Here is a 20,096-nt window from a genome sequence, read left to right as displayed (position 1 = left end):
ATTTGGCAAAGCAACACCCCCATAAGTAAAAAAGAACAACCGTTTGAAACAGCTGCTCTTCTATACATACAGAATTATCCTATTAAGTATTCCTGGACGTACAATTCTTCTCCATCATACCTCTCATTAATCCCTTATACTCTTCATAAAGTCTTCCACTTTTCTTTCGTCGGTTAAAGTGCCATTGATAACTTCTTCCTCCCACAGCTCTTTATCCGGTTGAAACTCTTGAACATCTCGTCCATATAAGTCATCTATTTGCTGTCTTGTTATCGTGTATGTCTGCTTTTCTCCGAGGTAATCAATGTGAAATGTAACATACTCACCATTTATGAAAAAGGCAAAATAGGTGGTCGCGTTAAATGTCAAAGTCAATGGTAGGTTGGAAACATGAAAAGCATCCTTCTCAAAGTCAGTAGCTGAAGTTTGATCGGTAACCTTGTAATGCATATTGATCCCCATCGGGTCTTCAGAAGTCTGCAATTCCATTCCATTGGCATAGTATTTTCCGGGTAAAACCTGCCCATGGTACTTTCCTAGTGCTCCGTTATTGCCTATAAAAGCCCTATCTTCATCTACTTGGTCATGAACTTCGATATCCCTTAAATAGGATACATAATTCTCGTAGTCCTTTTCTTCTGGTACAGAGGATCTTGGTGCTTCCCCTTCACTACCGGTAAATAGAATAAACGAGAATAAAGCAACTGCTATGGCACTGGCTGTTATCAATGCTGCGGCTTTCAGATTTGTCATCCACCCATCACGCTCCTTTTCCTTTTGCTCCATGATTGCTTGATGCATGGAATCTTTCCTATTTTCTTTTATTTTCGGCTTGGGCAACGATTGCAACTTCTGATCCAACTGTTTACTCATGGCCATCCCCTCCCAATTTCGCCTGCAGTGCCCATTTAGCCCGATGTAGCGTGGAGCGTACTTTATTTTCAGTCCAGCCCATGGCTGCGGAAGCTTCCTGAACAGTCAACTCCTTGATGACTCGCATTATAAGCACCTCTTGATACGATTCTTTCAAGCTCCTAATGGCATTTAACAGTTCCTTCTGCTCCACTGAAATGAAATAAAGCTCCTCAGGTGTTTCCATTGTTATGTTCTCAGGCACTTTTTTGCTTTCAAACGATAACAGCCACTTCCACTTATCCCGCTTTCTTTTCCTATGAGCATCAATGGCTACATTCCTGGCAATGCTGTAAAGCCATGTTTTTGGGGCAGCTTCTCCCTTAAACCGGTCCAGGTTTCTTAAAGCCCTAATAAAAACCTCCTGTACAAGATCTTCTACATCGTGATGTTTGGAATTAAGCCGGTAAAATAAAAATTGATAGATATCATCGCTATATAAATAAAACCATTTCGAAATGACTTGTTTGTTTGACATCCTTTTCCCCCGTTTGTGGCAGTATCAATTTAATTAGACGATACCTTTTTCATTTTATCGCAGTTTTTCCAAATAAATTTATTAAAACAAAAAAGAACCACTCTTCCCTGTAAGAGTGGTTCAGCTTGAGAAAAAGTTAATATAGTTTCAGAATGTGCAATTCCCATTTTGATCGTAGTGGAAGGCGCGCAGACTCCTGCGGGAGGAAGGGACAGGGGAGACCCCGCAGGGCGCAGCCCGAGGAGGCTCCCGGACCGCCCGCGGAAAGCGAAGCGCCTGTAACGGAGATCAACAGTCATATGCAAATATACAGATAATTAAGATTTGTCAACAGTCTAAACCACTCTTTCCTGTAAGAGTGGTTCTCAACTGATGAATCGTTTTAATAAGTTTCTTTTATAAAAATACGCAATCAACAATAATAGCTTATGAGGCAACTTCTTTGGAAACAGCCGCTTTTTATAAAATTTATGATAGGCTCTTTTCAAATCTTCCCATTGGGTACAATGTTTGATTTGATCGAATCGAACCACATCAATAAGTTTTACCTCCCCATCTGTAGTGAGCAGTATATTGTGGAGATGGATATCGGAAGGGTTCAGACCTAGTTGTCTCGCTTTCGCGATGGATCGGTCCACTTCCTCCAAAACCTTTCCATTTATGTGTATCCCTTTAACCAGACACTCAAATATGGTATGCCCTTCTATAAAGTCAATAACAATGTAACCATCACCTGACTCATAAAGTTCAGGAAAGGACGGAATGCCTTTCAGTTTGTCATAGATTTCCGCTTCTTTTTTTGCAAGATGTTCATGGGGGGAATAGAAAACTTTTAAAGCCCTATTTGTCCCCTCCAGTTTAAATACATAAGCACTTCTTCCAGAACCGATGATGGAAAGATGTGTTTTATCAAATGATAGCACAAGCATTTCTTCCTTATAACGTTTAAAAACGACAGATTGAACGAGGTGTTCATATAGTTTTGTTTCTTTGTTTGTAGTTCCCTTCATCCGTCATCTCCTACTCTCTTTCATCAAGAATTACCCCTTAGCCACCTAGGTCTTCAAGCAGGTTCATCATGGTTGTGACTTCGTTTATCAGGGTAAAGAGTTCAGACTGCTCCAGCTTATCCAAAGCTAACTCCCCGTTCACCATAGAACTTTCGATTATCCCTTTGAGTGCTTCATTTTTTTCGACAATCTGGTTATGAACTCCTTCTGCAATTGCAGGTGCCTCTGTATTGTTAAAATCATCTATCTCATTAAGAAGCATATTTAACTCAGCTTCCAATTCCTCCTTCGTCATGGCATCCGTAGCTGCCTCCTGTATCATTTGAGGGGCTTCCTGGCCAAAATCCTGCCATGTATTAATGTGTTCCGTTGCTTTATTGACGTAAGCCAACGAATTATTAACTTCCTCGAGAACGGAACAACCACTTAAAAGTATCGATGTTAGCAATGTTGTAACTAGTAGCAATTTCCGCATATACATTCCTCCTATTTTTTCATTCTTTTTTTGACTTCTTTCATTACAACCGGCAAGACTTTGTTTTTGGCAACTGTGATACCTTTTTTAAAGATGAATGCTTTGACCAATTTTTTTATCATAATGAATACCTCCATCTATTTTTTCATCCCATAAGAAAAGACCTTCCACCAGAATGGCGAAAGGTCTCCGTGAATAGAAAAAGACCTTTGCCAGACTAATGGTACTGACAAAGGTCTCGCTAACAACTATATGTTGCCAACAAAGCCGAGGACTATGGGTCCCGTAATGACGACTTTGTTGCATGAGCTACTCCCCTTTGGGATGAACGTTTAAAATTGTACTTTAATAATAGCCTAGATCCTCTAAAAGGTCAACCATATGTGAGTTTGTAAAGCTTTTGTAAATTTTTTTGATAGGTGTAGGGATATACTAAACCTTGTGATATAGTAATATCGAAAACCGATATCGATATACGGTTGAGGTAAGAGGAGGCAATCGTTTGGAAGAGAAAGTATTGAGAAAACTATTCCTTGGATTTATTCAAATTCATATTCTCCATCATGCCAAAGAACATCCTGTCTATGGGGCCTGGATGCTGGAAGAACTTCGAGAGCACGGATACTCAATCAGTGCCGGTACCCTCTACCCCATCCTCCATTCTATGGAAAAGGATGGGCTCCTTACAAAGGAGGAGATGAATGTTGAGGGGAAAATCAGAAAGAATTATACCATCACAGAAAAAGGCAACATCATTTTAAAGGAAGCAAGAAACAAAGCTTATGAACTATTTAAAGAAATCAAGGAAGGTGACAATCATGAAAAAGAATAGAGGATTAAAATCATTATTGGAAATCCTTATCGTTTCAACAAGACTAGGACTAACTTCCTTTGGCGGACCTGTAGCCCATCTTGGCTATTTCCACACTGAATATGTCCGTCGCAGAAAATGGATGGATGAGAAAAGCTATGGAGATCTTGTTGCCCTATGTCAGTTCTTACCTGGACCTGCAAGCAGTCAAGTCGGAATTGGGATTGGCGTCATGCGAGCAGGAGTTATGGGCGGCATTATATCCTTTCTAGGCTTCACCCTCCCTTCTGTATTAGCTCTTATTATTTTCGCCATTATTCTGCAAGGGTTTGATGTTGGGAATGCGGGCTGGATTCATGGGTTAAAGATTGTGGCGGTTGCCGTTGTCGCTCATGCAATAATGGGGATGGCAAACAACCTGACTCCTGATGTAAAAAGGAAGGCCATCGCATTGTTTGCATTGGTTGCCACATTAATGTCGCAGACTGCTTTTTCCCAAGTAGGTGTGATCGTTATTGCAGCTGTCATTGGCTTTCTATTATTTAAGCAAAATATCGCAGAAGACGATTCACGTCTAGCTTTTCCAATATCCAAACGGTTGGCAGTAATTTGTTTAACGCTATTTTTCGGACTGCTAATTTTATTACCATTATTAAGAGAAGCTACATCGCTTAATTGGGTAGCATTATTTGATAGTTTCTATCGTTCAGGATCCCTAGTATTTGGCGGAGGCCATGTTGTCCTTCCATTACTAGAGCGGGAGTTTGTTCCAACAGGCTGGATCAGTGAGGAAGCATTTCTTGCAGGGTATGGTGCTGCACAGGCAGTTCCTGGACCATTGTTTACATTCGCCGCGTATATCGGTGCTGTCATTGATGGCTGGAAGGGCGGTTTGTTAGCAACATTCGCCATCTTCCTCCCTGCCTTCCTATTAATTCTTGGTACATTGCCGTTTTGGGATTCTTTGCGTCGTAATTCCAAAGTGAAGGCAGCATTAATGGGAGTGAATGCTGCCGTAGTCGGAATTTTAATTTCCGCATTCTATTTTCCAATTTGGACAAGTTCTATCTTAGCTCCGATTGATTTTGCTTTTGCTGCGATTTTATTCAGCATGCTTGTCTATTGGAAGCTTCCGCCATGGATGGTTGTATTAACGGGTGCCATCGGTGGGACTTTGATAGGATTGTTCCTGTAACTTTTTGTAATGACAAAGCGAAAGCATTTTCTAACGGGGGCACGGCGCTGATGAGAGGCGGCATCAGCTTGGTATATGAGGACAGTATTTGCTAAGTTCTACTTCCTCCGGGCGTCATTGCTCTCCTTTGAGGACAAAGTTCAGCAGTTTATATTTTCAAAGGGGTTCATATACAAACTTTATAAAGCAACCGATCTCTCCCTCGAGAAGTCGGTTGCTTTTTTATCATTTACTTTCCGTATAGAAAAACAAAAACCACACTGCATGATTCTGTACATCCGCTGCAGCCCTCTTACATACCCTCCGGATATACGGGTTCTGAGTAGAGTCCGAGATATCCAAATAAAATCCGACCGTCTCCTGTTCATCTTTCATCGAAGCCACCAATGCCGTACTTTCCTCTAATGGATTCCTTTATTTCGATTTTCATTATGATTTCATCTCCTCACCTATAGACAAGGAATGATTTTCTTTTTTGAATCATTAACCATTTCATCAATAAATTAGTATATTATGAATACTAAGCAATTCTTGTAATAATGGACAAAGGGGGATTTCGATGAAAGAAAACATCTTAGTATGTGTAAGCAATCCGAAGCATGTGGAGAAGCTGATCCAACGGGGGAAGATCATTGCAGATACTTTTGGGGGAGATTGCTTTGTTTTATTTGTCTATACCATTCCTTATGATGACTTGGATTTGAATCAAATCCGTACAAAGCAATTTTTTAAAAGCATTGCTGCAAAATATGATGTGCCCATGCTAATTGAATACTCCAAAGGCAAAAAAGTCTCGGCAGTCATTGCAGAAACCTCTATGAAGCACGGCATAACCCAGATCATCTTGGGTCAGCCAATTCAGAGCAAATTGGAAATGATCGTTAAACATGCTTTAATTAATGAGATTTTCACAATGGTTACGGGTGTTGATATTCATGTGGTGGAAGTGGGACGTGAAAACATCCCCCAACCTGAAGCCTATGACCGCGGACTGCATGCCCACTTGTTACAAAAAAATAATAGTTATGAGCTTGCTTTTGATACTCCTGGTGAGAATGCCATCAAAGGAATTTTCTTCAAACAATCATCCACAGATTTTCTGAATGGTTTTTTCGTTATTCACCAAGGTGAGGAACATAAGGTTTTAAAAGTTAGTAATGGAGTGGTGGAATCGGGAGCGCTCTCCTCTTCCTAAAAACACCCAGTTCAGGGCTTCATATGCCTTGACCTGGGTGTTTTCCATTAATCGCATCAGCGACTATCCATCCACTCAAGCTGCTACCTAATGAACCGGCACCAGGGAAACCGGTATCTCCACAAAATCAAAGCCCTCCCACACGTGAGTTCGGAGAACAACTTTTAAATAAGCATGCTGTCCCCTTCTTTCCTACCTCTATTATTCCTATTATATAGAATGGTGGTGAAGTCTCTAACACTGTGTTGGAAAGTTTATACAAAAGGCTGTTTTCGTAAACTTTGTTGTTTTTTCGTATTTATCAACCAACTGTTATATTCCTTACGGTCGTGCTCTTTTCCTAGCTTAACAGAGTAAACTACATGCCTATTTTAGAGGAGATATGCTGTGAAAAGTCCATTTGCCGACTTTTCACTCGTGAATAGCAACAATCTAAGAGAAAAGAGCCATATAAAAAAAGTGATGAGAATAACCCATCACTTTTTCCATAAAATTACACAGTAACCCTCTTCTTCAGCAACCCGACCATTACCGCCGTTACAGCGGCTCCAGTCAAGATAGCCAACACATACATGAAGATACCGCCGGTCACTATCGGAATAACAAAGATTCCACCATGAGGCGCAGGTAGCCCAATTCCAAATAACATGGCAAGCGCACCGGCAACTGCTGAACCTACGACAGCAGAAGGGATGACGCGTAACGGATCTGCAGCCGCAAACGGAATGGCACCTTCTGTGATAAAGGAAGCTCCCATGATATAGCATGTTTTTCCTGCTTCCCTCTCTTGCTTGTTAAATTTATTCTTAAAGATGGTTGTAGCAAGTGCCAATCCAAGTGGTGGCACCATACCTGCTGCCATGATCGCTGCATGCGGTGCGTAGTTTCCTGCATCAATCATCGCAATACCGAATGTGAAGGCCGCTTTGTTGATAGGCCCCCCCATATCTATGGCCATCATCGCACCTAAAATAATACCTAATACAACCAAATTCCCTGAGCCTAAGCCACCCAGCCAAGACGTCAATCCTTGATTGAAAGCTTTTAGGGGAGTCACCAATTGTAGCATGATCATTCCTGTTAGAAAGATACCGAATAGTGGGTACAGTAGAACCGGCTTAATCCCTTCAAGAGATGCAGGCAATCCACTGAAAACCTTCTTTAAACCTAGTACGAGATACCCTGCAAGGAAACCTGCAATCAGACCTCCCAAGAAACCAGCTTCACCCGTATAGGCAATCAATCCACCGACCATTCCTGCAGCAAATCCCGGACGGTCCGCAATACTCATTGCAATGAATCCGGCAAGCACAGGAATCATCAAGTAAAAGGCATTTCCGCCACCAATGGTCATAAGTGCTTCTGCAAACCAATGATAGCTAGGATCGTTAGGATCTGATGCATTGATTCCAAACATGAAGGAAATAGCGATCAGGATACCACCACCAACTACAAACGGTAGCATATTGGAAACACCGCTCATCAGGTGCTTATAGAAGCCAGATCGGCCTTTTTTCCCTTCTGAGTTTGAGCTACCTGAACCCTGGTATGTTTCCCCTTCGCCCCTGCTTGCCTTTGTCAGAAGTTCCTCAGGCTTGCGAATCGCTTGGGCCACAGGCACCTGAATGATTTTTTTCCCATTAAAACGTTCCATTTCAACCTGCTTATCGGCAGCGACGATAATTCCGGACGCGTTGTCAATCTCTCCTTGGGTCAGTTGGTTCTTCACCCCACTTGAACCATTCGTCTCCACCTTTATATCAAAACCTAATTCCTTTGCCTTCTGCTTTAATGCATCTGCCGCCATGTAAGTATGAGCGATTCCAGTCGGACAGGCCGTTACTGCAAGAATCAACCCTTTGTCAGCAACAGAAGAGTCTACTTCCACTTTTTCCTCTTCAAACAATTCCTTTTCTTTGTTATCTATTAATCTGATAACTTCCTCCTTTGTCGATGCAGCCAGTAAAGCTTTGCGGAACTCAGTATCCATCAGCATCGATGACAAACGAGATAAGGTTTCTAAGTGTTCGTTGTTGGCTCCTTCACTAGCCGCGATCATGAAAAACAGCTGACTCGGCTGACCGTCCAAGGACTCGTAATCAATTCCATCCTTTGCCACACCAAAGGCAATCGCCGGTGTCTTCACCGCATTCGTTTTCGCATGTGGAATCGCTATTCCCTCTCCGATTCCAGTCGTACTCTGTGCCTCCCTGGCAAGGATCGCTTCTTCATACTTCCTTTTGTCGGCTAGCTTTCCGGCACGATCCAATGAGTCTATCAATTCCTTAATAACATCAGATTTGTTACTTGATCTTAATTGAAGAGTAACTGTTTCTTTCGTTAGTAAATCTGTAATTTTCATGGTCCTTTCCCCCTTTATAGCTTTTCTATTTCTACTAGATTTATCAGTCTATTAACATCTGTTTTTTGACAAAGGTCATATGAAAACGCCGTGGCACTTCCGGAAGCTATTCCGTAGCGCAACGCTTCTTCACTCTTGTTTGTATTTACATATCCCGCTAGGAAACCAGCGACAAGGGAGTCCCCTGCACCTACGGAATTTTTCACTTCCCCACGTGGCGCTTTTGCGGAATAAACACCTGATCCTGTATAAAGAATTGCTCCATCTCCAGCCATTGATACCACCACATTTTCAACACCCTGTTCATGAATCTTACCTGCGTAATGGATGACATCACCTTGTGATTGAATGGTGACACCAAACAGATCACCAAGTTCATGGTGGTTTGGTTTAATGAGGAAAGGTTTGTTCGAAAGGAGTGATTTTAATGTTTGTCCTCCAGTATCCAGTACTACTTTTGCCTCATGCTTCTGACACTTTTGAATGAGCGTTTCATAAATGTCAGATGGCACTGTCCCTGGGATGCTGCCCGCCAGCACGACAATATCTTCACTTGTAAGCTGATTCAGCTGTTGAAGCAAACGCTTAACCGCATCTTCATCCACTAACGGTCCGGTGCCATTAATTTCGGTTTCCTTCTCCGCTTTCAGTTTTACATTGATACGGGAATGGCCTTCCACTTCTAGTAGCCTGACAGCCACCTGTTCCTCTATCAACTTCTCTTTTATAAAATCACCGGTAAACCCTGCCGCATAGCCTAGTGCCATCGTATCCGCACCGAGCCTCTTTAAAACCCTAGATACATTGATTCCTTTTCCACCGGGATAATAATTTGTTTTGGATGCTCTATTTATGGTACCTTCTTCAAACCCTTCCACCTCGATTACATAATCAATGGAAGGATTCAATGTAATTGTATATATCATGAGTTCACACCTCTATCACCGTTGTTAAATCTCTATAATCTGCTAAAAGTACTTCTTCACATTGATTGGTTATGAGCGTTCCTGATTGAAGTGGAGCGATTTTAGCAAAAGCCATTTCATTGATTTTGGAGGAATCGGCAAGAATGAATGTTTCATTTGCAAGCTTAATTGCCAAATTCTTTATACTCGCCTCTTCAGGATCCGGAGTTGTATAACCACTTTTAGGATGGACACCGTTTGCCCCAATGAAAGCTTTATCAAAGTTGTACTCCAACAAGGATTGACTAGCCTTGCTTCCGATAATTGCACCCGTTTTATTTTTCATGAAGCCACCCACAATATATGTGGTCAGTCCCTTTTCCATTAAAGATTGGATATGGGCGAACCCATTGGTAACCACCGTTATCTGCTTGTTTTCAAGATAAGGAATCATTTGAAATGTCGTGGTACCGGCATCAAGGAAGATACAATCGCCACCATTGACAAGCTCGGCAGCGGCTTTGGCTATCTGTTGTTTTTCATGAAGATAGATTGCGGCTTTCTCGAGAATGCTTGGTTCTTCCCCTTTCTGATGTATTCTTGCAGCACCTCCGTGCACTCTTTTTAATTTATTCTTCTCTTCAAGTTGGCTCAGATCTCTCCGTATTGTCGACTCTGATGCTCCTGTGGCATCTATAAAATCCTGTAGCTTCACGATCTCCTGCTTTTGTACCAAATGTAAAATTTTCTGCTGTCTTTCTGGTGTTAACATGAAAACACCCTTTCTCCAGGTCGTCGTTTATCTGTATTCTCATTGTAATGTAAGCTCTTTCAAAAATCAATCAAAAACAACCATAAAAAATCATAATCAATCAAAATCAATCAGTCAAAAGTCATTAATTCCCTTTGAACCGCTTTCCGGTACACCTTTTTATCTATTAAGACAAGATTGGTAAGTATTTGTTGGCATTAATGTTATAATGAAGGGTGAAATCCTCTAGAATAAGCACATTGTGTATAGCCATTTTGTTTGTTACAACATTTTGGTGGGGTATGAATGATTGTTTATTTCGGTTGAAATCAAAATACGTATTTAGAGGTGAGACCAATTACTATATCTTCAACCCAAAGTCTAGAGAGTATTACCGTAGGTCACGTCTATTATATCTTTCAAGATAAAGACGCCTATCTGAAACACTTAATATCTTTTGTGAACGCAGGAATAAAGATCGGTGAAAATATACTTATCATTGAAAGCATGAAAAATATCCCAAGGTTAAACATTGAATTAGATAAACATTTTAATGAGGAACAGAAATCAAATATTAGGGTAGTAAATAATTTTGATTACTATTTCGCAAGCGGGGACTTTAATACAAAGGCCATGCTAGCTCATTTTGCAAAAGATGTTGTACTATTCAATAAGAAGAATAATTCTATTCGTACATGGGCCAACGTGGAATGGGCTACAGATGACCCAGATGCAGAACAGCTAAAAGCCTATGAAGCAACCATAGACGATTTTGTACTTGACGAACGAATGGTTTCGGTGTGTGCCTATTCCTACAACTCGATCACTCCAACTTTGGATACTACATTGAAACAGTTACATTATTATTTCATGACTGATGACAGCTTTACTGTATCAAACCTATATAAAAAAACATGAGGGCAGAGGCCCTCATGTTTTTTATTGAAATAAAGCCTTTAAATATACTTCCGATGCACACTCTTGCCGTCATACGTAAACAATACATTCTTGGTCTCAATCACTGATTCCATATGGACTGGTCTACCCCAAATTTGAAAGATGTACGGCATTACTTTCTCCAAGTATTTAAGGTCTAGCTCAATTCCCTCAAACCAATGTTTCAAATAAAGCTCCCCTGCTCGTAAGTAATCCCCATCATTCACCGTGATATATGGGAAACCACCGTTGACCCGCATGTTCACCAGCTGGTCGCGCACCCCTTCCCAAGCTTTATCGACAATTTTGTAATCCTTGCCTTGTTTTTGGAACAGGTACATATCTTCCCGCATGACAAGGTCCTTGTTCAGGTAGTTTCTGAGGAAGGAAATATCGGATTCCACTTCCCTTACCTCAAACATTTTCTCCCGTCCTGAGCCTGGTACTACCCCATCCCGCTTCATCGCTTCAGTTGGGTTATTATACCGTTCTTCAATATCCTCAAATATTTTAATGCCAAGATAATATGGATTGATGCTTGTTTTGGATGGCTGTACAACCCCGGCGTTTAGCTTTGCATACTCTAGGGCCTCGTCGCTTGTGAGGTCCATTTCACGGAGGATCCGTTGATGCCAATAGGAAGCCCAGCCTTCATTCATGATTTTGGTTTCCATTTGAGGCCAGAAGTAGAGCATTTCCTCACGCATCATGGTCAGGATATCACGTTGCCATTCCTCGAGTTCGCTGCTGTATTGTTCGATAAAGAGAAGAATATCCTTTTCTGGCTGGGGAGGAAACTTCTTTTTTCTCTTTTTTGGGACTGCTTTCGGTTTATTTCTGCTATCAAGATTCCACAAATCATCATATTGACTTACTTTTTTAGGTGCTTCTTCCTCTTCTTCCATATCCTCCATGCTCCAGGCAAGCTTGGAGCGGACGAGGGATGGATCGATATGCTCCTGTATCGCAAGCACAGCATTTAGGAAGTCCTCCACTTCCCTTTTTCCATAATCGTGTTCATATTGTTTGATCCTCTCAGCCGTGGCTGCCATGCTTTCCACCATATCCCTGTTTGTATTCTGGAAACGACAGTTGTTTTTGAAGAAGTCACAATGAGCCAGAACATGTGCGACAATCAGCTTGTTTTGTATCAGTGAGTTTGTATCCAGTAAAAAAGCATAACAGGGATTGGAGTTGATCACCAGTTCATATATTTTGCTTAGTCCCAAGTCATAATGCAGCTTCATTTTATGAAATTGTTTCCCAAAGCTCCAGTGGGAAAAGCGTGTAGGCATTCCGTAGGCTCCAAAGGTATAGATGATGTCGGCAGGACAAATTTCATAACGCATTGGGTAAAAGTCCAGCCCAAAGCCCTTTGCTATCTCGGTAATTTCGTCAATGGCGTGAAATAAGGCTTTTTCGTCATTTGCTTTCATTAAAACTACCTCCCTTTTCCTCTTATCACAATGTATGAACAAGGTGACAATATCATGAGAAGGGATTGTTCAAAGGCAACATTTTTCCAGAATCCCGTTAACAATAGGCAAGGAATGTTATACTATTTTAGAGATTATTAAAGGAGTTTTTACATATATGGAATTTCTACTTTTTATCCTATTAGGCTTTTCCATCAGTATGCTTTCCGGTTTTTTCGGCATTGGTGGTGGGCTTGTCCTGACTCCTGTGCTTCTTTTGTTGGGTTATACCCCCATTGAGGCTATTTCGACAAGTCTCCTCTATACAATCGGAACATCGATGGCAGGAGTTTATGCACATTTCAAAATGAAGAATATCCAATGGAAGGCTGCTTTGATTATTGGGGCAAGTGGGGTAGTAGCCACGCAATTCGCCTATCCAGTCGTGAGCTGGCTTGAATCAAACGGATACGATACGACCGTCGTTCCGATACTGTACCTTGCTTTACTTACTTATTTTTCCTATAAAATGTTAAAAAAGGATAAAGGAGATACAAAAGCACCATACGATGCCTCTGCGAAAAGCCAAGGGGTTTTGAAATTCATACTCATTGGGTTCATAGCAGGGTTTCTATCCACCACGCTCGGGGTAGGAGGAGGATTTATCATTGTGCCGTTATTAATTTCTTATTACGCATTTTCCTCTAAACAGGCCGTGGCTACAAGCCTTGCAGGGGTCATCCTTATTGTAAGTGCAGGATTCATCACCTATGCTGTAAATAATCCAATTAATTTCAGGGTGGGACTGTTATTGATTGCAGGAGCCATTATCGGGGCACAACTTGGAGCACGCGCTACTTCCTTCTTCAAAAATAGAAGCATTCAAAAGTTATTAGGTTTTCTTTATATTGTTACTATGTTCAGCTTGGTTTTGGAGATGTTGGAGCTTTCTACAGTTGGTTTGGTTACTTTAGGATGTTATACCATTTTCATCAATATCTTCCTGATTGTTAGGCTTATAAGAAAAAAAGTACAGCCCTCCCAGTAAGCTAGGTATGATTAAAAGGGCCCTTATCTCTAAGATTATTGCTATTCACTAGTAAAAAGTCGGCAATTGGACTTTTTACTGGGAACTTACTCTGAATACGCACGTAGCATATTTAGTATTGCAGGGAAAAGAACATGACAGTAAGAACTATAAAGGTTGGTTAAAAAATAGCCCTAACAAAAAAAGACCGTTCATCCCACGATGGAGAAAAAACGGTCTTTTTTTATGCCAAATAAGATAAAAAAGCAGTTGCAATTCCAAAATAAATCATTAAAGATAAAATATCGTTCAACGTAGTGATTAGTGGGCCAGAGGCTATTGCTGGGTCCACATTAAGTTTATATAGAATTAAAGGTATGATGGTTCCAGCCAGTGTTCCAATAATTAAAGTCAGGAATAAAGAAGAGCCTACCACTACACCCAAAATCCAATTACCATCTTGCCACACGTAAGCAATTAAAGTAATTAAAATAGCACAGGTTATACCTATGGTGATACCTACTCTAAATTCGCGCAATACTAGCTTGAAAACCAATTTCTTATCTAATTCTCTAGAAATCAGTCCACGTACTACTACAGCTAAAGACTGTGTTCCGGTATTACCTGTCATTCCAGCAATCATAGGCATAAAAAATGCCAATGCCACTACTTCATCAAGCGTTGCTTCGAATCCACTAATGATACTACCTGAAATGAGTCCAATAAATAATAGTAAAATAAGCCATGGGAGCCTTCTCTTAGATGCAACTAGTGCCGGAGTATCAAAGTCGATATCCTTACCTGATGCAGAAAGTTTCTCAATATCCTCATTTGCCTCTTGGATAACAACGTCAATCACATCATCGACTGTAACAATCCCAATGAGAGTTTTCTCATCATCGACAACCGGTACAGCCAAGAAGTCATATCGCTCGATTACTTGTGCTACTTCTTCCTGGTCTGTATCCACATGAACAGATATTACCCTGGAGAACATGATATCTTGTATTTTTTCATCAGCATCCGCTAGTATTAGGTCTCGATAAGAGACTACCCCCACGAGCCTTTTATTTTCATCGATTACGTATAAGTAGTTAATTGTCTCTGCCAATTCTGCAAAGGTCTTTAGTTTATTAACCACTTCCCTAACCGTGTATTCCTGGGGAATCCATACATAACGATTGGTCATCAGTCGACCTGCGGTTTCTGCTTCATATTTCATTAAATCTTGTACCGCAGTCGATTCCGCTTTGTTCATTTTTGATAAGAATCCACTCTTTATCTCTGGATCCAATTCCTCAAATAGAACAGCAAGATCATCATTATCCATTAAGTCCATGACCTTTGCAGATTTATCCACACCAATTTTTTGTAAGATTTCTAATTGTAAATCTTGGTTAAGTTCACCAATCAATGCAGTCAATTGATCAATTGTCAGGTAAGTTAAGTAGCGAACTTTATGTTTCTCTGGTAGCTGCTGGTAGATGATTCCTGTATCATATGGCTGAAGTTCTTCAATAATATCCTGAAATGCTTTTCTTTTTCCTTCTTTTAAAAAGTTAATAATGTTTAGTATGATTTGATCCTCTGTCATGTTTTCCACCATGAGCTCTGCCTCCTCTGCTTGCTAAGGAGTACAAGGAATCACAACATTTATCTTACCCTTGTGGTGGTAACTAAAAATGATATGTATTCTCTTGTACTTCTTGTAAATTTCGTCCTCGGACTTGGACTACTATCCATTTTCGTTACCACCACCTTGGTTTTTTTTGGAATATCAGTGTCATTCCGTACAGGGAACAACTGGTTTCACTCATTAAAAAAGCACCTATCATCAAACGAATGAAGGTGCATAAAGGCATGGTTAATCCTTATTGATTCCCCTCATTCGTAGAGCTTTAGCACTGTGTGGCATAGGAATATATCCAGCTGCATTAAATACCACCTTATATCGATGGTCTCTGTTGACCCATTGGCGTCTTTGGACGTTTCTGGGCAGCAGCATATCTCCACACAGGAGCCTCACCTAACGAAGGTAAATGAGTTATTTTGAGTTTCACAATTACTACTCTACAAGGGGAAAACGGACTGTGTCAACCTTTTTCAGCTACTCTTTTTCTCTTAGATGACTATTTTTTGATTTATTATATTCCACGTTGAAATGTAAGCGCTACAATATATTTTTAAAGGCTTCTTGATCTTTATCTAAATTATTAAATACCCCACTTTTCAATTATACAAACCATTTCTATTACTCCTTAGTTATTCTGCCTCATTATTGGAGGAATCATTACTGTTGAGAAATAGATTCTTGGATTTTGATGCGAGATAAATTCCGACCTTCTTATTGCGATTCCACTCTTCCTGAAAGACAGATATTGGTGGGTTTGTATCCTCCACAAAGTATGATATTTCGGGTGTAAACGATGGCCTTTTGAACTCTGTTACGAACCAGTCGGAAAACCCTCCACCTACAGCATGTTCCTCTGGCTGATCAAGGGGATACCCTGTGATTGCTGATAATTGATCAGCTATTTTTTTATCCCTTTTTACAACTGTCTGATCATTTTTGAAATACCAATATAAAACCCGACCCGAGGAATGGTAGGTGACCGCCATCAAAGGCTCGATCTCTCTTGTAAAAGCCACAACCGCCTTGACCTCTTTTGCCTGCATTGGGAATTTCCCTTTATAGTATTGATAAGAAGGATCGGTCGTTTTTTCTTTGATGCTTTCCCACCCTGCTGGATATTGCCTGTTCAAATCTATTCCCAGCCCATTTGCTTTCCAGCGATCAAAATCTTTGCTGTTATTGTTCATCTCCACTATACGTTCCTGATGCTGTTTGGGTAAGAAACCTATTCCTTCTTGCTGAATTCTAATCCCATCCGGGTTCACCATTGGGATGAACCAAATGGAGACTTCATCCAAAATTTTTGGATCATATCCGAATATTTCTTGATTTGTTTTATATGCGTGTAAGTAAAATTCCAATTTTGTCATGACAAGACTTGTCGTAAGCCACTCTCGACCATGGTGTCCTCCTAGAATGATGATGTTATCTTCTCCATGTCCTAATTTAGCAGCCCAAATATTTTGGCCGAACTCAGATTTCCCAACCAACTTTATAACCATTTCATCCCGATATTTTCTTTTCAGCAACTTCAAGTCTTCACGCATCCTGTCATACGTATACCATTCCTGAGCGTTGACTATTTTCTCTGCCTGTGTAATGGAGGGGTGGAATTGTATCATGATTAAAAGCAAAATGACCGCTTTACATATCTTCATTTATACACCTCTGAATTGCATTTCATTTATTTTGTGTAAGTTTTCGTTTGGAGATACGACCAACATTTTCATTGAGGGAAACCTGTCTTTTTAACACAAAATAATAGCACTCCTTAACAAGAGGAGGTCGAGGATTTCAGATGAGCACAGTTGATTATGACCGAGCGTTATACTACACGCACCGCTCAGAATGGGATAACCTGCTTATCCTGATGGTGCGGACAAAAGATGACTTCCTCTCCAAAAATATCGAGCATTTTCTTCACTCCTACAATTTCTCTAAGGACTACAAGGAGATCGAGAAGAACCTGTATCAGTTATTACGATATATTGATCACGCTGTAACAAGGAGCACAGAAGATCAATTGGATGAGATTAGTCACGGATATATGGTGTAATTCCATTTCTTAGGCGAAACAGCGATCCGGGGTGCGACGACCTTGGGTTGCTGTTTTTTAGTATGGCTCTTTTCTCAAAGATTGTTGCTATTCACTGGTAAAAAGTCGGCAATTGGACTTTTTACAAGAAAAGTCGGCAATTGGACTTTTCACTGCCTACTTACTCTAGATATGCATGAAGTATATTTAGTATTGCAACGAAAAGAGCACGACAGTAAGTAATATAACGGTTGGTTTAAAAATACGTAATAGCAACAAAGTTTACGAAAATAGCCTTTAGTATTCAATAAAAAAAGGCCTTTCATCAGGCCTCTTCACTCTGCAACAAGTATTCACGCATTTTCACATACGTTACTAATTCTTTATATAACGCATCAACCAGTTCCGCACTCTCTTCATTCACGGTGTCATTTTCATAATCAAAGCAATGCGGATCCAGAACCAGCTGTCTTGGTATCACATTGGCATATACTCCACGGCCCACCACACGCATATTGTTCAATGCATTGATTCCACCTTTTCCACCGCCAGCTACTGCCAATAAACCGACAGGCTTGCTGTGAAACTGCTCACTACCAAGGAAATCTAACGCGTTTTTTAGTGCACCGCTCATACCGCTATGGTATTCAGGGGAAAGTAACAAGACAGCATCTGCCTCTTTCACCTTCTCCCTTAAGGATTTTACATTATCAAGCTCTGCCTGATCAGCCTCACCGTTATATAATGGGATGTCCCCCTCGCTTAAATCAATAATTTCTACACCATATTTCTTATTTAAAGATCTTGCAGCTATTCCTGTCCGCCCACTTTTTCTTGGACTCCCATTGATCGCTAAAATTTTCATATCATCTACTCCCTCCAACTTTCTTTATAGTCTCAGTATATTCGACAATGAGTTTTGGCAAATCGGAAGAAATAGCTAACTTTCCCTACGATAAATGAATCATTTTTTCTACGACTAAAGATGTAGGTCAGGCAATGCCATGCTTCACGGCATATAAGGCAGCCTGTGTCCTATCTGCCACTTCCAATTTTGCTAAAATATTGGAGACATGCGTCTTCACTGTCTTTTCGGTAATGAAAAGAGCAGAGGCAATCTCTTTATTGCTCTTCCCCTTTGCAATCTCCGCTAAAACTTCCAGTTCTCTTTTTGTAAGGTCCTCATGGAGGGTCTTATTACCCACTCCTCGTGAAAAATGGGACATGACATGGGAAGTTACCTTCGGATGGAGCTGGCTCTCCCCACGGTGGACCGCCCGTATAGATTCGATCAGCTGATCGGGTTCCACATCTTTGAGCTGATAGCCGGACGCCCCTGCACGTATGGCTGGGATAACATGGTCCTGATCAGAGAAACTAGTCAGGATCAACACCTTGGACGGAATTCTTCTTTCCATGATCTGTTTGGTTGCTTCGATTCCATCCAATTCCGGCATCACCAAATCCATCAAGACAACATCGGGCTTCAGGGCTTCTGCTAGCTCCACTGCTTCCTTCCCGTTCTTTGCTTCCCCGACAATCTCAATATCCTTTTGCGTTTTCAAGAAAAAGAGCAAACCTCTTCTTACAACGTGGTGGTCATCTGCAATCACGACTCTAATCAATTTTTTTCCTCCTTTGTCAATGGCATTTCCACCCGCACAAGTGTACCTTTGCCAAGTTCACTTAACAGTGTGAACGATCCCCCTTTGGCTTCGGTTCTTTCCTTCATACTCCTTAAACCTAATGAAGGAATTTCTTCACTTTGTGTAAAAGAAAAGCCTGCTCCTTTGTCTTTAATCTCCATGGAGACCTTCTTGTTCTTCACTTCAATCAGTAGGCAAGCGTTCTTTTTACCCGCATGCTTTTTGCAATTGTTCAATGCCTCCTGGCCAATGCGCCATAAGCACTCTTCAATATGGTTCGGTAGGTCGATAACACCCTTTACTTCCGAATGGATGGTGAGCCCAAGCACTTTGCCGTAATTGAGTAACGCACTGACTACACCATTTTCCAACCCTTCTGGCCTAAGCTGCCAAATGAGTGCACGCATTTCACTCAATGCTTCCTGGGATAGCTCCTGCATGTATGTCAGCATCTCGATGATTTGCGGGTCCGTTGTAAGCTCCTTAGTCCCTCTGGCAGTGAGCACAAGTGAAAAAAGAAGCTGATTCACAGAGTCATGCAGATCTCGTGCCAACCTGTTCCGTTCCGCCAAAATGGACAGATGCTGTTCATTTTCTGAAAGCCTGATTCGCTTGATTGCGGTTCCAATTTGATAGGCAACAGACTCTAAAAGTGCAAGCTCCGTATCCGAAAAATGTGTTTTGGACGGTGCCGCTACATTCAATAGGCCAAACTTTTCCTCTCCTGCGCGTAATGGGACTGTTGCATGGTGGGTGATATTGTTCGTTTCTCCCCATTCATACTTGACTGCATCCTCCAATCGTTTACAGGCGATGATATTGGATGCACGCTTAAGCCGGCCGTCCTGATATCGATCAAGGCACCAACACCCTCCCTCACACATAGGTTTTTTATTGTGGCTTTTTAGGGCCTCTGGCAACTGGTGTTCTGCAGCCAATTCGTAATTCCCTTTTTCATCTATTAGATAAATCCAACCTGTTTGGAGGCTTGTCACTTGAAGTAGTTCTTTTAACACACTTTCTAGCATCGTTGGTAAATCATTCGCTTGATTGAGCGATTCTGCAATGATTTTCAGTGCTCTCAGTTCTTGGATTCTTTGATTTTCCTGGACCACTTTGAAGTCCCCCTTGTTTCGTATAGCTTACATATCACCTATTATCTTTCTATTGTAACAGGGGGAATCCCTTTTGGCTTTCGGAAAAAGTCCGGGGTTTTTGTACGACTTTGGTCGTAGATGTGGAGGAGAAGTGATCATCTTTTCCGGGCCTTGTTAAGAGGAAGTCTTTAGATAAAGGAGATTTTTGGAAGC

At 41.1% G+C, this 20,096-nt stretch carries 20 protein-coding genes and 1 riboswitch; of the genes, 6 read left to right on the top strand and 14 right to left on the bottom strand.

From position 1 onward, the window contains the following. Positions 1-126: 126 nt before the first annotated feature. From MKY77_RS06510 to MKY77_RS06495, 4 genes are all read right to left on the bottom strand, one after another. A complete protein-coding gene (locus MKY77_RS06510; RefSeq protein WP_339149440.1) occupies positions 127-873 on the bottom strand; it encodes a DUF4825 domain-containing protein in 747 nt (248 codons plus the stop codon). Further along, positions 866-1,390, bottom strand: coding sequence for an RNA polymerase sigma factor (locus MKY77_RS06505; protein WP_339149439.1), 525 nt, complete (start codon positions 1,388-1,390; stop codon positions 866-868). Before MKY77_RS06505 ends, MKY77_RS06510 begins: the two co-directional genes overlap by 8 nt. Before the next feature lie 365 nt (positions 1,391-1,755). After that, on the bottom strand, positions 1,756-2,400 hold the full coding sequence (locus MKY77_RS06500; protein WP_339149438.1) for a protein kinase family protein: 645 nt from the start codon (positions 2,398-2,400) through the stop codon (positions 1,756-1,758). 37 nt (positions 2,401-2,437) lie between these two features. After that, positions 2,438-2,875: a DUF6376 family protein gene (locus tag MKY77_RS06495; RefSeq protein ID WP_339149437.1), complete on the bottom strand. Its 438-nt coding sequence runs from the start codon at positions 2,873-2,875 to the stop codon at positions 2,438-2,440. 502 nt (positions 2,876-3,377) lie between these two features. Between MKY77_RS06495 and MKY77_RS06490 the strand changes: the two genes are divergently transcribed. Next, complete coding sequence (locus MKY77_RS06490; RefSeq protein ID WP_339149436.1) at positions 3,378-3,707, top strand: PadR family transcriptional regulator; 330 nt, start codon at positions 3,378-3,380, stop codon at positions 3,705-3,707. After that, the gene (chrA, locus tag MKY77_RS06485; RefSeq protein WP_339149435.1) at positions 3,694-4,881 is read left to right on the top strand and encodes a chromate efflux transporter; all 1,188 of its coding nucleotides are present in this window, start codon (positions 3,694-3,696) and stop codon (positions 4,879-4,881) included. The genes MKY77_RS06490 and chrA overlap by 14 nt, the downstream gene beginning before the upstream one ends. A gap of 225 nt (positions 4,882-5,106) precedes the next feature. Here the strand turns inward: chrA and MKY77_RS06480 are convergent, their stop codons facing one another. Continuing rightward, positions 5,107-5,256 (bottom strand): hypothetical protein, encoded by a 150-nt coding sequence (locus MKY77_RS06480; RefSeq protein ID WP_339149434.1) that lies wholly within the window; start codon positions 5,254-5,256, stop codon positions 5,107-5,109. A 184-nt stretch (positions 5,257-5,440) separates the two neighbouring features. Between MKY77_RS06480 and MKY77_RS06475 the strand changes: the two genes are divergently transcribed. Continuing rightward, complete coding sequence (locus MKY77_RS06475; RefSeq protein ID WP_339149433.1) at positions 5,441-6,076, top strand: histidine kinase; 636 nt, start codon at positions 5,441-5,443, stop codon at positions 6,074-6,076. 493 nt (positions 6,077-6,569) lie between these two features. Here MKY77_RS06475 and MKY77_RS06470 read toward each other — a convergent pair whose 3' ends face one another. The 3 genes from MKY77_RS06470 to MKY77_RS06460 are packed head-to-tail and all read right to left on the bottom strand — an operon-like array spanning position 6,570 to position 10,115. Beyond that, positions 6,570-8,438: a fructose-specific PTS transporter subunit EIIC gene (locus MKY77_RS06470; protein WP_339149432.1), complete on the bottom strand. Its 1,869-nt coding sequence runs from the start codon at positions 8,436-8,438 to the stop codon at positions 6,570-6,572. Positions 8,439-8,452: 14 nt separating this feature from the next. Next, positions 8,453-9,364, bottom strand: coding sequence for a 1-phosphofructokinase (gene pfkB, locus MKY77_RS06465; protein WP_339149431.1), 912 nt, complete (start codon positions 9,362-9,364; stop codon positions 8,453-8,455). A 4-nt stretch (positions 9,365-9,368) separates the two neighbouring features. Then, a complete protein-coding gene (locus tag MKY77_RS06460; protein WP_339149430.1) occupies positions 9,369-10,115 on the bottom strand; it encodes a DeoR/GlpR family DNA-binding transcription regulator in 747 nt (248 codons plus the stop codon). A gap of 327 nt (positions 10,116-10,442) precedes the next feature. On the opposite strand from MKY77_RS06460, the gene MKY77_RS06455 reads away from it, so the two are divergent. Continuing rightward, positions 10,443-11,012 (top strand): MEDS domain-containing protein, encoded by a 570-nt coding sequence (locus MKY77_RS06455; RefSeq protein ID WP_339149429.1) that lies wholly within the window; start codon positions 10,443-10,445, stop codon positions 11,010-11,012. 38 nt (positions 11,013-11,050) lie between these two features. On the opposite strand, the gene MKY77_RS06450 is transcribed toward MKY77_RS06455, so the two are convergent. Further along, positions 11,051-12,466 carry a SpoVR family protein gene (locus MKY77_RS06450; RefSeq protein ID WP_339149428.1) on the bottom strand — a complete coding sequence of 472 codons (1,416 nt, stop codon included), beginning with the start codon at positions 12,464-12,466 and terminating at the stop codon, positions 11,051-11,053. Positions 12,467-12,623: 157 nt separating this feature from the next. Here MKY77_RS06450 and MKY77_RS06445 point away from each other — a divergent pair, with 157 nt between their 5' ends. Then, complete coding sequence (locus MKY77_RS06445; RefSeq protein ID WP_339149427.1) at positions 12,624-13,493, top strand: sulfite exporter TauE/SafE family protein; 870 nt, start codon at positions 12,624-12,626, stop codon at positions 13,491-13,493. Positions 13,494-13,716: 223 nt separating this feature from the next. Here MKY77_RS06445 and mgtE read toward each other — a convergent pair whose 3' ends face one another. Further along, the gene (gene mgtE, locus MKY77_RS06440; RefSeq protein WP_339149426.1) at positions 13,717-15,078 is read right to left on the bottom strand and encodes a magnesium transporter; all 1,362 of its coding nucleotides are present in this window, start codon (positions 15,076-15,078) and stop codon (positions 13,717-13,719) included. Positions 15,079-15,348: 270 nt separating this feature from the next. Continuing rightward, positions 15,349-15,513, bottom strand: a riboswitch (M-box (ykoK) riboswitch). A gap of 221 nt (positions 15,514-15,734) precedes the next feature. Continuing rightward, positions 15,735-16,763: a M14 family zinc carboxypeptidase gene (locus tag MKY77_RS06435; protein WP_339149425.1), complete on the bottom strand. Its 1,029-nt coding sequence runs from the start codon at positions 16,761-16,763 to the stop codon at positions 15,735-15,737. Positions 16,764-16,903: 140 nt separating this feature from the next. On the opposite strand from MKY77_RS06435, the gene MKY77_RS06430 reads away from it, so the two are divergent. Next, positions 16,904-17,161, top strand: a complete 258-nt coding sequence (locus tag MKY77_RS06430; RefSeq protein ID WP_339149424.1) for a YhdB family protein — start codon at positions 16,904-16,906, stop codon at positions 17,159-17,161. Between the two features lie 304 nt (positions 17,162-17,465). On the opposite strand, the gene MKY77_RS06425 is transcribed toward MKY77_RS06430, so the two are convergent. The 3 genes from MKY77_RS06425 to MKY77_RS06415 form a co-directional block, all read right to left on the bottom strand. Beyond that, positions 17,466-18,005: an NADPH-dependent FMN reductase gene (locus MKY77_RS06425; protein WP_339149423.1), complete on the bottom strand. Its 540-nt coding sequence runs from the start codon at positions 18,003-18,005 to the stop codon at positions 17,466-17,468. 127 nt (positions 18,006-18,132) lie between these two features. Beyond that, complete coding sequence (locus MKY77_RS06420) at positions 18,133-18,765, bottom strand: response regulator transcription factor (RefSeq protein ID WP_339149422.1); 633 nt, start codon at positions 18,763-18,765, stop codon at positions 18,133-18,135. Beyond that, positions 18,762-19,901: a GAF domain-containing sensor histidine kinase gene (locus tag MKY77_RS06415; RefSeq protein ID WP_339149421.1), complete on the bottom strand. Its 1,140-nt coding sequence runs from the start codon at positions 19,899-19,901 to the stop codon at positions 18,762-18,764. The genes MKY77_RS06420 and MKY77_RS06415 overlap by 4 nt, the downstream gene beginning before the upstream one ends. Positions 19,902-20,096 lie beyond the last annotated feature (195 nt).

The sequence above is a fragment of the Sutcliffiella sp. FSL R7-0096 genome (assembly GCF_038595065.1).
GTDB lineage: Bacteria > Bacillota > Bacilli > Bacillales > Bacillaceae_I > Sutcliffiella_A.
This window is presented reverse-complemented; position numbering and strand designations above follow the sequence as displayed.